9 protein-coding genes are annotated in these 12,216 nt (G+C 56.3%); 8 read left to right on the forward strand and 1 reads right to left on the reverse strand.

Features of this window, described 5'->3' with window-relative positions:
- Positions 1-952: 952 nt before the first annotated feature.
- Complete coding sequence (locus ACE10X_RS11490) at positions 953-1,123, reverse strand: hypothetical protein (RefSeq protein ID WP_233475768.1); 171 nt, start codon at positions 1,121-1,123, stop codon at positions 953-955.
- Positions 1,124-1,278: 155 nt separating this feature from the next.
- Between ACE10X_RS11490 and ACE10X_RS11495 the strand changes: the two genes are divergently transcribed.
- The 8 genes from ACE10X_RS11495 to ACE10X_RS11530 all read left to right on the forward strand — a co-directional run bounded on the left by ACE10X_RS11495 (position 1,279) and on the right by ACE10X_RS11530 (position 12,190).
- The gene (locus ACE10X_RS11495) at positions 1,279-1,449 is read left to right on the forward strand and encodes a hypothetical protein (RefSeq protein WP_016842003.1); all 171 of its coding nucleotides are present in this window, start codon (positions 1,279-1,281) and stop codon (positions 1,447-1,449) included.
- 1,250 nt (positions 1,450-2,699) lie between these two features.
- Positions 2,700-3,236 (forward strand): YopT-type cysteine protease domain-containing protein, encoded by a 537-nt coding sequence (locus tag ACE10X_RS11500; protein WP_233475764.1) that lies wholly within the window; start codon positions 2,700-2,702, stop codon positions 3,234-3,236.
- A gap of 1,452 nt (positions 3,237-4,688) precedes the next feature.
- Positions 4,689-4,880 carry a hypothetical protein gene (locus ACE10X_RS11505; protein ID WP_016841051.1) on the forward strand — a complete coding sequence of 64 codons (192 nt, stop codon included), beginning with the start codon at positions 4,689-4,691 and terminating at the stop codon, positions 4,878-4,880.
- Between the two features lie 1,656 nt (positions 4,881-6,536).
- On the forward strand, positions 6,537-8,195 hold the full coding sequence (locus ACE10X_RS11510; protein ID WP_077231022.1) for a class I tRNA ligase family protein: 1,659 nt from the start codon (positions 6,537-6,539) through the stop codon (positions 8,193-8,195).
- On the forward strand, positions 8,192-9,406 hold the full coding sequence (locus tag ACE10X_RS11515) for an MFS transporter (protein ID WP_240536982.1): 1,215 nt from the start codon (positions 8,192-8,194) through the stop codon (positions 9,404-9,406). Before ACE10X_RS11510 ends, ACE10X_RS11515 begins: the two co-directional genes overlap by 4 nt.
- A 24-nt stretch (positions 9,407-9,430) precedes the next feature.
- Entirely contained in the window at positions 9,431-10,741 is a 1,311-nt protein-coding gene (locus ACE10X_RS11520) for a lysine N(6)-hydroxylase/L-ornithine N(5)-oxygenase family protein (RefSeq protein ID WP_016841049.1), read from the forward strand.
- A gap of 46 nt (positions 10,742-10,787) precedes the next feature.
- Positions 10,788-11,129, forward strand: a complete 342-nt coding sequence (locus ACE10X_RS11525) for a cupin domain-containing protein (RefSeq protein WP_016841048.1) — start codon at positions 10,788-10,790, stop codon at positions 11,127-11,129.
- A complete protein-coding gene (locus ACE10X_RS11530) occupies positions 11,126-12,190 on the forward strand; it encodes an NAD(P)/FAD-dependent oxidoreductase (protein ID WP_375764190.1) in 1,065 nt (354 codons plus the stop codon). Before ACE10X_RS11525 ends, ACE10X_RS11530 begins: the two co-directional genes overlap by 4 nt.
- The last annotated feature ends 26 nt before the right edge of the window (positions 12,191-12,216 follow it).

The following is a 12,216-nucleotide window of genomic DNA, read 5'->3' on the forward strand; positions in this document are numbered from 1 at the left end:
AGGTTCCATTTCGTTTGCGTCGGCCAAGATCCGCAATCAGCGCCGTAATGCTTGATCATGGGGTGCTTTGGTGTGCGCCAGTGCATCATTCATCCCACGATGCGCTGGCCCACGGAAGCGGGCGCGCGTTTGGGTGTCTCGTATCACTCATGAGTTTCGCGGTCTTCCTTCAAGGCTTGAGTGTCAGAATTCCGTTCGTATCGTCGCTCAGCCGAAAGCCCTGCGAATTGCCGGCCTGCTTAGCGCTGCAGCGTTCCGGGCAGCCGAAACGGCCATCGTGGATTATGGCGCGTCCTGTTCGCTTCGTTTTCTTGACCGCTGCAATCAGCATGCCACGAACGGAGATGTACCGGCGCCGCTTTGACAAAGGAAAAATGCGATTTGTCGAGTTCAGCGCCGTGGTCTAGCTGCCCTTAGTCGAATTCGCGACACCGATGTCTGAAAGCCAACGCCAGTAGGTGCGTCGTCAGCGACACAGGCGACAAGCGGTCCGAAAGATCGCCGTTGATCGCGATTGAGTCTGAGGCAGTAAGCCAAGCTAGCCTCCTTCCCTGACCGCTAGCTGACGAAGAGCTGCTGAGATGGAAGAAGAATGATGAGATGTTGGCAGCTCACTCAATGACATGTTGGCTCAGCTGCGGCTCCGATGCGAGCTAGTTCGAGTTTACGCTCTTACAGCCTGATCATGGTCACATAGATGACGCATTGGCACTGTTTCAAACCACGAGAAGCGAGTGCTGCGAGCTATCGAAGACCCACATGACGGCGCGGACCGAGGCGCCGTCCCTTTCGAATCATAGTGGCGGCAGCGCTCGCGGTTTTCGCGCCATAATGGAATCTACAAGCAGGTATCACATGCGATCAAATGGAGCCGCCGGGATGACGATCGGTCCATCGTCGATGAGTTGATGGGCCATGATCGGGCTCGACCCATTTCATATGGTCAAGCACATCACCAGCTGATCTGCACGGGCAGGGCAATGAATACTTGTTTGGACGTGCTAAGGCTCAAGAGCTGATCTGCCTGCAGGTCGGCGCTGTTCGGCGATGAGAGTCCAAGCCTGCCAGCATAGATGAGCAAGATGGCCCACGCGAGGATCGACGTGGTGACGAAGTCGTCCACCGGGTCCGCCCGTCGGGTCAACCATGGGTGTGTAACTGGCCGATTCGTATCGAGCGGATCGTGCGCGCCTTGCGATCAAGGGGGCGATGAGCGTGTCCGTCGTGTCCTCAAACACGATGTGAGCGTTCGAAAACCAAGAATTAGGAGAGCAAGTGATGATGGACATCAGCGTATTTCTCAGCAGATGGTTCGCTGAAGAGTGGTTTTGGAATGCCGGGGTGAGGACCGAGCTGGCGCCGATTGATCAGTTGCCCGACAACGTCATCTACGTCGACTTCAAAGCGATCCGCGAGGCAAAGGAGGGGACGTGCGAGCGCAGATCATAGAGAAGCTTGAGGCTGGCCGGGTAAAATACGGCCAGTTCGCCAGCGTTCCTGGATCAGGCCCTTGCGGCCTGTTTCTTGTGCAGGGTCCCTGCGGGTGTGAACTCAAGATCAGTGGATTAGTTCGTCCTAGCTGGGAGCACGTCGCTGTCTCGACGGCGCGGCGTTGTCCAAACTGGGAAGAGATGTGCTTCGTAAAAGACCTGTTTTGGGATGAAGAGGAATGCGTGATGCAATTGCATCCGCCTCTTTCGCAATATGTGAATAACAGCCGGTATTGCCTGCATCTATGGAGACCCACTGATCGAGACATCCCGACGCCACCGCCGAGCTTCGTGGGCATTGTTGGGCTAAGACCGTCCGACGCGGCAATGTTGTTTGCACGGATGAGTGCGACAGCATGACGAGTTGCATCAACAATGTCCGCGCAGAAGCGGGCGCTTGGTTAGCGCAGAAACGTCGTTCTGCGCCGCCGGAAGGCAGCGCGATTGCCGAACATGTCGGGCTTTTCTGCCAGTTGCAACGTGCCGGGGGGCAGCCGGAAATCCTGCTGCCGCACAGGTGGTCATTAAAGTGTACTGAATCGGCAAGATTTGCCTCATATGCATCACCGCAGCTACTTTCATCGTGGGCGTGTTGGGATTCGAATTAGTTTTTGGGGGTGTTCAAGCCAGTGCTTGTGGAAAGGCGCGTTGAACCTAGGGGTACGAGCAACAGCGGAAGTCGTATCGAGGGCGGGCACCACTTCAAGCGGAACCACGTGCTCTGCAGTCCCAGCCACCCGCCCGGAACAGAGCTGGCGATCAAAACGGTGTGCCTCCAATAGGGGACATGAACGATAACGATTCCAAGCTTGTCGGCTCGACAGCTCGCCGTCAGCTTGCGGCAATATCCTTCAGAGGCAGAGCATGAGCATCCCGCACTCGCTCTGAGGAAACGTGCGCTTAAGAGGCAGGTGAGCCATCATGTATAATCGAGTGAGCGGACAATCCATAGCTTCCAATCGGGCTGATCAATCGGGGCAGTCGATGGACAGTGGCAGCTTTGCGCAAGCACTTACGGAATGCGCGCAACAGGAGAGCCTGTCAGATGGTGAGTCGTTCGACCAAATGGGGGGCTGCTGCAGCAGGCCAGACGCAAACGGTTACAGTCCAGAGCCCTCCGACTCCAGCACATCCTCTCTGTCCTCCGATTCCAATCCATCCTCTCCAGCAAGGCCGATCCGTGCCCTGTTCGATTACAGGACTGCTGAATTGCCTGAGGCCAATGTTAACGGTATCTGCCTTGGGTTGGCCGCGGAGTGGCTGCTCGATCTCAATAGTAGCCCCTCATCCCGAATGAGTGCGCTGCAGCCGGGTGCTCAAAACCATGCCTCGGCGGCCGTGCGGCAGAAGCAGTATGAAGATGCCAAGACTGAGTTACGAAACGCTGGGGCAGGAGGTTCTCATGACTTTCAGGCAAGAGGCAAAATGTTGAGTGATGCGGGTTTGCATCCATCCAACGAACAGACACGATATAGGTTTGGCTCATCTTCGCGCATTAACAAGATAGTGAACGAAATCACGGCCGATCCATCGGTGTACGTGCTCAGCTTGCGTTTCGCAGCAGGTGGCAGACACTCAATCGCGACGTCGACATCGAATGGAATGACGACCCTCTTTGATCCTAATTATGGGGAGTTTACTGTTCGCTCAGATCAGATGGGTGAGGTGTTCAAAAGTCTTGCCGAGCGCTACAGGAACCCGAACCAACGTGATATATCGACCGTTGTCACGCAAAGGGTCGCCTGAGCGTTCGGGGCTTTCACCAACTCTGCCGAGATCTCCGTCTTTCCCGGCGCGGAAACGATGGAGACCTGAGAATCAGGACGTCGCGATTAGGGGTAACCGGATGTGGGCTCCGAGTCTGCCGCTTCAGCATACGGCAACGTGCTGAGATGAAGCCACGCTGACGGTGTGGAGATGTTAGAGGTTCGCTTGATGAGGGGCCGATCTCGTCGAGCGAGAACTTGTGCATTCTTTGCGTGCGGGCGTTGATAGCGGCAATGCGGGCGGAATGTGAGGAGCTTTGCGACAGCGTCATATGCTGGCGCGGGTGCGGTTGACCCGCGATCTGGATTGTCCATCAGCGCTGCATGCCAGCATTTGTCTGAGCGTGTTGAGCACCAGATTGCGAACGAACCCCGCCCTAGATCATCTGCAGTTTCATTACGTCCATGTGAAGGGGCTGGCGAGCGTCATCATCGAGAATTCGTGCTCCGGCACGCCGTGAAGCATTCGGATAGTTTTACGACCTGGAGCCGCGGACGTCTTCGGCAGCAACCGTCAGGTCGCCGTGGCCTCTGGTGTGAAGGCGCATTCCGTTTTGAGAAACCATAGATGGCCTGGCACTCCGCCTCGTGTGTCAGGTGCCGATCGACGAAAGTCAGAGACTTCTCTAACCCGTGCCGGATGCAGCTGGCACTGTCTTGCTTGCTTATCCATAGCGGCCATTTGCCAAGCGTGACCAATCTGCCTCTGTTCGCAGGCGCAGCAACCAGTGGCTGTCCCAGCCCCTTGGCGGGGCGCATCGAGGTCGGACTCTATCGTCCATCACTCGGTTTAGCGCTCGGCGGTCGACCGGCAGGAGGCTTCCCTAAACGGCTAAGTGCTGCCGGGAGAAGGCGCGCGACCTGCAGCGGCCGGCCGAAAAGGCTGACGCGCGGAACATTCAGAAGAGTCGATTTGCCAGAACGATGTCGCGGAGGATAGCGGCAAATCGAGCGGCGGTCGCTTTGCCCCGCAGTCCAATAGACAGACTGAGCGTCAGATCGGCGTCCCAGCCTCGTCAGAAGCCAAGTGTACCGTCGAGGGAAAATCGATCTGCTTCAAGCTCGGCTGATTGGTCCAGATATATCGTCGCCAAAGCTCCGTTCCGAGCATTCTCGGCGACGGGGTGGACAACATCTCAGGGTCAGTAGCGGCTAGCGGCGCTGCGCTTGTTCGGAAAGGGAGGCCTCGCGAGATGCCGCTCAGAACCGGCTTGCTGCGCCCTGGGCGTTTCGCGATGATGGCAACCCAGGCACGCATCAACATCTTTCGACGGGCCTTCTCAATCGTACAACGGCCGGCTAAGCGGTGTATCCAGTGATCCTTTACAGACCAGCGCCTGGCACTCGTTCCGTTCGGAAGGTGTGGGCTGTGGCTCGTTTGCACTAGGCGCGGATCTGTAGGAACGTTAGAGATCTTCGTCAGCGAGGCGCGATGGGTGGCGTTGGATATCAGGTTTATTCGAAAAGCGGCAACGGTGCTATCCGGGTCGTCGTTTCCTCCGCAAAGCAAGCTCTCGCCAAGGCAAATGAACTCGCCGAATCTGGAAACGAGATCTTGATCAAGGACCTTGCCGGCAGGGTCCTCGACACGGCGACGATCGTTGAACTCGCCGCGTGCGAATAGATTGCTTGTCCCGGCATCGGTGGTTCGGCGGCTATGAGACAAAGCTGTTCGTTCCACCAATTCGTGGGAACGCCTGTGGACCGGAAGGATCGGAACCTCTTCGCCAACGCTTCAATCTCGGGCCGATTGGTCAATGACGGCAGCTCGGTCTGGAAATCGAGAACCGCTCAATCCGCCAGCCGGGTGGAACCAGACTGTTGACAACAGAAGCTTGCTCCGCCGTATCTCGCGAGCCGTCCGAAATTGGCGACGCCCGGGCGCACGGATTGAAGAGGTTCTTGAGCGATCGGCCTTGAGCCATCGTTCACGACGACGAGACGACCGTTTGACGGGCCCCAGCCTTCCTGTCGTCGTGCGGCGACTCAGAACGTCCAATCACGACATGGCTTTCCTGTGCAGCGGCAGAGTGAATTGAAGCGTCGCAGCCGGCTCCGACTTGCGGGCAAATGACAGACGCCCTCCGTGAGCCTCCATGATTGAACGGCAGATCCAAAGTCCCATTCCAGACCGCTTGATTTAGTGGTGAAGAAGGGATCCAAGACACGGTCCGTATCATCCTCAGCGATTCCGACGCCACAATCAGCCACACTAAGCTGCACGTATTCTGTACTGTGGCTGAATGAGCGAATGACGGGATAGATCAGATCGCGAAACGGAAGATGTGCAGCTAACGTTGCTCGATGCTGCTGCCATTTCTGGGGTTCTGCCTCGACATCGCACGCAACGTCCCAACGAGCCAGGCCAATGAGCTCGGCCGCCCAGAGGCCTGCAGCGCTCGCGTGTTCCGAAAGACGGGTGCACAGGTGATCCGGCCCGGTATCCCGAGCCAGTCCGAGGCCGTTTCGGCGTAGTAGCGAACTCGCTGCTCGCTTTCCTGCAGTGCTGCAAGAGTGTTTTCCAACCGCTGCCTGGCCGCGTATTGTTCGGTGACATCCACATCCGTTCCAATGATCTCGCTGACCTCTCGGTCGCTACCAACCACGGCATATGCAACAGAATGTATGCGCCTCAGCGCTATCGATCCCGGATCAAGGCCCCCGCCTAAACCAGGGATTGCGCGGAATGTTTAGGATGGCACCTCGGCCCGTTGTGCAGGCGTACCCCAGGTTAATTTAATGGTGAGCGATTAGCTGTGACGCGTTGATCCGCGGAAACAAGCTATGTCCGGACTGGTCGCCACCCCAAGTCGTCGGCATCACCAGCTGGCTGCAATGGTCGCAAAAAATGAAACTTATCTGCCTACGACCGCTCTCATCCGGCTTTACCGGCCCACTTGTGAGATTCGTGACCAATGTCGGAAAGTTGACGAACGGGAGGCTCTGACAAGCCCAAGAAGCACGCATTTTCAGTTGGCGCGCCGTTTGCTTCGTTCACGGCGTCAGAACTGATCGCATCCAAGCAGCGGTTGGTCAGGAGGTTACCTATGTTGCGAGCTGAGGTAGAGCGATACGTCGAGTATCCCGCGAAACAGCGTCGTCTGCTCTAAAATCTCAAACAGTACGCTGCAGGTCTTCGACGTATGGAGCCCAGTTTGAAATACGCAGCCGGACTGCGTCCATAACCCCTAAGCCGCATGCGTTTTCGCGCCCTAGCGGCGATGTCTGGCACCTGTTTGGATGTTTCCAGAAATGTGTTCATAGAAGTCACTGTGCAGCTATGAAAAAAAGTCCAACGATCTCGCGGATAAATGTAGCGAATACGCATCCCGTTGATGTGTATATATCTCCCGTCAACTTGACCGCCAATGGCAGAGCACATCTGGGGCATGCCGCTGGGCCATATCTCAGAATGGATGTTGTACAGAAGCACCTGAAGAGGGCGGGGCATCATGTCCGTTCTGGACTGACGACTGACGGTTTCGAGAACCATGTCCTGGTCCGAGCGGCTCTTGAGAACATTGACCCGTCAGCCTTGGCACATGGCTTCCATATCAGAATTGTTGAAGATCTCGCCTCCGTCGGTGTCGTTTTCGATCATTTCGATGACCCAGCGTATGGCGGCAATCTGCAGCGCTTTTCGAAGGTCGGCAACGCGCTGATGGGCGCCTTATCTGCAGCGGGCTCGCTTCGTTTCCTCGCAGGTCGCTTACCAGTGGACGATGCAGGTTCTACTGCCACGCCAGAAGAGCGTTTCTGCATTGGAGGCTGGTTTGGTGCAACCTGTCCGGTTTGCCTGGCATCTGCGGGGAGCTTCTTCTGCGAACAGTGTGGACATCATTTTGAGCCCGAGGAAGCGCTGAATCCAGTATCCAGGCGCGGGCGGATTGTCGAATGGTTGGAAAACGTTTCAGCATTCCTTTCAATTTCGGGAAAGGACCGACTTCTACGGGAGTGGGACGATACGGCCATCGAATCCAGCTTTCTGGAGATAGGGAAACGGTACGTCGCACGTAAAGGGCAGCAAATGAGGCTGACCGTACCGGGACTACACGGGCTGGCTTGGAATTCACGACATTTCAACAGCCAGCAGATATTGTTTAGCTACTCCTCCTTACTCTACGCTCATTCTCTCTATTGCGGTTACAAGGACACGGAGGGCACCCACAAGCCCAATCCTTTTGCGCGCGAGTCCAATGCGTTCCTCATTGGCGGTACCGGTATCGATAACACAATCCCGATGCTTGTCGGAGTTACGGGATGCGCTTTGGGTCAGAACTCGTTCCGCCCATTTGATCGAATTTTTTTCAATCACTTCATTCGGCTGAGCGGTTCGAAGTTCTCTACGAGTCGCGGCCACGTGATCTGGGCAGGCGAAATCGCTCGAATTCCAAATATATCGGTCGACGTCCTCAGAGTGTACCTGTCGGAAATCTGCCCGGAAGAAACCGAGACCGACTTGGTACCAGAGCGCTTGGTCGATCGCTATAACGCGGTTCTCGACAAGATATCTGCGGCAATCGATCGCTGCACGGAGTCCCTAAACTCGATGCCTTCTCTCGCTGGATGTCACGTTGATGGTGCGATGATGGTTACGTTGGATCGACTCTACGAAAAGCAGTGCGCCGCGCTTTCGCTCGACCGTCTACGGGTATCGCAATCGTCGCGGCCGCTTATCGAATGGGTTGATCATCTTGATGGCTCGCCGAACCATAAGACCGCCTACGCCTGGCTTATGGGGCTCTGCATACTGGCTTGGCCGCTGATGCCCAAGATAACAGAAGCTTTATGGCGTTGGCTCGGTCATAGCGGCCATCCCGTTGCCGCACGCGCTTCGACGCCTTCACCTCACCGAAATGGAGCGGCACCGAAGATCGATGGGCGCAGGTTGGCGGTTTCAGATATTGAACGATGCCTTCCCGGAAGGATTGCAGCGTGACAGTCGCGAACATCGTTCCTGCCGAGAAGCTGCCCAGTGCAATGCCGTTAGAAGTCTCCATTCCTTTCATGCTTGGTAGTATTAGCTTGGCCGCATCCTATGGCTCGAGCTTCTTTCTCGTGGACGCCCTGCGGTCCATTCAGCAAAGCGCCACGACCGCCGGAGCCGTTATCTCGACCGGTACGATCGCAACGATACTGTGTTCGCTAATGGTCGGCCGGATCGCAGATTCACTTGGCTTAATGCGAACTATCACCGTGGCCGCAGTGATGATGGCGGCCGCGATGATATCTTTCGCATTAGCGTCAACTTTAACGCTCTTCGCGTACGTCGGAGGACTTCTTCTCGGCATTGGGTGGTCTGGCTTCTATATGCTGGCGCCGCTTCAAGTCCTGGGTCACGTGCGGGCTGAAGCCCGTATCAAGTATTTGACCTTGCTTTCCGGGTCTCAAATGCTGGGTATCGGGCTTGCTTCTCCTCTCGCGCGCACCGTCGCGGTGACTGCGGGATCCTACATTGCGGTGTACGCCCTATTTGCGGCTGCATGTCTCGTTGGCGCGACGTTCTTGGAGTTCGCCGGTAGGGGGCTGGCGCACGCTCCTCAGACCAAACTGCCAACTGTACGTCTCAACGTGGAAGGCGTGCTAAAAGCCCTCAAATCGAACACGCGATATCCGATCATCATGATCGGCCTTGGGGCATGCGTCTTCGCCGGTCTTTTCACATTCCAAACGCTCTATGCTGCATCGCGATCGCAGTCTGCCGACACATTCTTTCTTGTTTTCACGCTGACAGCCGTCTTCATGCGGTTCGCTGTGGCGCCGATAATTGGAAAGTTTCGCCTTGAGCGCGTAGCCGCGGTTCTCAGCATATGCACTATCGGAGGGCTATTCATCCTCTTCGTGAATGTAGGCAGTACGGCGAACTACATCATCGGAACAATGATGTTCGCGCTGGGATACGGTCTCAGCTATTCGACCCTGAACAGTATGGTCGTGTACATTGCTGACACGGAAGGCACGTCGTTGGCTATTGCCTCTCAAGTCTTCACGCTCTCCTACTTCATTGGCCTATTCGGATTTCCATGCATCGCAGGGCAAATCGTGAAGGCCGGCGGCTTCGATAATCTGCTTATAACCATGATGGTGCTTATCGTCGCGAATGCAGTCCTTCTTGCAACTCAAGTTTTCTCGGGCAGCCGAGAACATTGACTGGCTCCTTGTAGGGATCATGGGATGCTGAAGCACGCCGACAGCTATAACGTCATCGCGATCGGTGCGGGGCCGGCTAATCTGAGTCTGGCAGCGCTTGCGGCTCCGATTCTGGACATTTCGTTGAACGTCCTTGAGAGCTCAGAGAAGGTAAAGTGGCATCCCGGTCTGCTTTTGGCAGGTGCCGTCATGCAAACCAGCCCGCTAAAGGACTTGGTCACACCGGCTGATCCGACGAGTGCATACAGTTTCCTCGCCTACTTGCATGATAAGAAGCGACTTTATCAAGCTATTGTTCGGGGGCTGGCGTCTGTTACTCGTAGTGAATTTGAGGACTATTTGCGCTGGGCAGCGGCGAAGCTGGCGAACATCCAATTCGGCGAGCACGTGAGCGCAGTCGAACTGCGCGGCGAGGCCTTTAATATCATAACGAATTGCCGCAAGTACCAAACCGGTACGATTGTGCTTGGCGTGGGCAGGGTACCGTCTGTTCCTGAGTGGGGCAGGAATGCGCCGCCAAACGAGGTGTTTCACGGGAGTACCCTTCTCCTGCGGCGACGTGAGCTTTCCGGCAAGCGTGTCGTGGTCGTAGGCGGCGGCCAAAGCGGGGCTGAGATATTCCTTCATCTCCTCAGTGGTGCATGCGGTCCATTGGGAACCCTGACCTGGGTGACGCGCCGCGCAAGCATATTTGCGCTCGAAGACAGTCCTTTCGTCAATGAATGGTTCTTTCCGCAACATGGTGACTGGTTCTTTGACCAGAGTGAAGCCGCCCGGAAGCAAACTCTTGAGCGACAATCGTTGGCGAGCGATGGCGTGAACTGCTCGACGCTGCGCGCTATCTACAATACGCTGTACGACCGCGAGGTTCATAGACAGTCCTACCCCGCGCACGTAAAGGTATACGTGGACACCACGGCCGAAGACTTGCGGGGCATGTCTCCCTTTCGCTTGGATTTGCGTCAGCGGAAGACAGGCACTTCTTCACAACATGTCGCAGACATTGTCGTCTTAGCCACAGGCTACCGCACCGAAATCCCATCGTTTCTTGAGCCGATCGCAGGTCGGCTCAAGGTCTTGAATGCTCCGGGTGGCTCTCAAGAAATCGTAGTCGACAAGGAGTTCTCGGCTCGTTTTGACGGTCCCGAAAAGTGCCGTTTGTACGTCCAGAATGGCGCACGCCTTCAACGTGGCATTGCCGATACAAATCTAAGCCTGGTTCCTTGGCGCGCTTCGCAAATCCTCAATTCAATCATCGGCCGCGTCGCCTACGATTGCGCGCCGGGAACCGGCGTCATCGAGTGGAGTAGCGTTGGCTTCGAGAGGGCCTGCTGACCGGCGAACAAGTCTGCCACGACAACTGGATCTTTCGGAGTTTGCCATGAAGAATGCACGGTTGATGGCCCTGGGCGACATGACGATCTATAGCCCCGGTGTCGTCTTGCAGCACGTTGAAGAAATCGGCGAATCCCGGACCCCTTGTCCCGTCGAGCTCATCGAATTTCGGCTAGATCCGTTCGCTGTGTCGACGCCTCATTCCCATTCTTCCTGCGAGATCTGGCGCATCACGAGCGGCCAAGGTCGTGTGATAACTGACGATGGAGAATTGGCCATCAAGGCCGGCGATCTGGTGTTTCTGCAGCCCCATCGAACCCATTATTTGGAGAATCGCGGCAGCGAAATTCTGGGCGCTTTGTCTATCGCCTGGGAGGGAGCTCGATGACCGACAGCATTTACGACCTGGCGGTCATGGGCGCGGGCGTCATGGGCCTGAGTGCCGCCTTCATTGCAGCGAATAGCCGGCCCCGGGATAGAATCGTGATCTTCGATCGAGAGACCGTTGGGTCTGGTGCCAGTGGGTTTGCCCCGGGAATCCAAATCAACATCGGTCGTAATGAAAAGGAAAGAAGCCTCCTCAATCGTGGTTCAAAGATTTGGCGAGAGATCTATCCCCATGGGTGGCCCAGCGGTCGAGACTGCGACGTATTGTGGTTGACGCGCGATCCGGAAGAACTCACGCGAATGAGCTGTGTGGTCGGCACCGCCCCATCGACTTCTTTTGCGCTGAGGGAGAGGCTTTTATCGCTGCCGCAATTTTTGATTCCCGGCGATATGGTCGTGGCGCTGGATCGGGGGTCTTACTGCCCAGTCAATTCCATTGTTCGGGATCTGGCCCAACGGCTCAAGGCTGTCGGAACTTCGATACGGGAGCGCACATCGATTGCACGGATACGGCAAAGACCGAGCCATATTAGTCTTCAGACATCTGATGATAGCGAACTCTCGGCGAGGCGGGCCGTTCTGGCAATCGGTCCATGGCTGCCAGAGTCACCGTTGCGCGCGCATTTAGCGGAGGGGCCGCGATTGCGAGTTAAAAAGGTCGTCGCGCTTCACTTGGCGGCGCGCCCTACAACGAACTGTCCAATGGTCGGCTTGTTCGATGACTATGCGTTCCTGATCCCTATGATCGAAGAGGGGTATTGGTTGTTCAGTTTCACCTCGCACGAATGGGATGTGAGACCTGACACCGGCGGGCTGCACGTCAGTTCGGATGATCTCGCACGCGCCAACGCAATCCTGACAAAATGGTGTTCTCCTGACATTCCCGCGATCGCATCAGCGCGTGTGTTTTGCGACTGCTATTCTGACGATGGTGTCCCGTTCTCTCGCCCAGCTCAAGATGTCGCCGGCCTGTATGTCGTTGGCGGCGGTGGAGGTAACGGGTTTCGTTTTGGGCCCGCGTGCGCGGAAGAGGCAATTCGATCACTGTATTCTCACCATTGATTGTCGTCGGCGTGGCGTGATGAGAT

It is taken from the genome of Bradyrhizobium sp. Pha-3 (assembly GCF_042258325.1).
Lineage (GTDB): Bacteria > Pseudomonadota > Alphaproteobacteria > Rhizobiales > Xanthobacteraceae > Bradyrhizobium > Bradyrhizobium elkanii.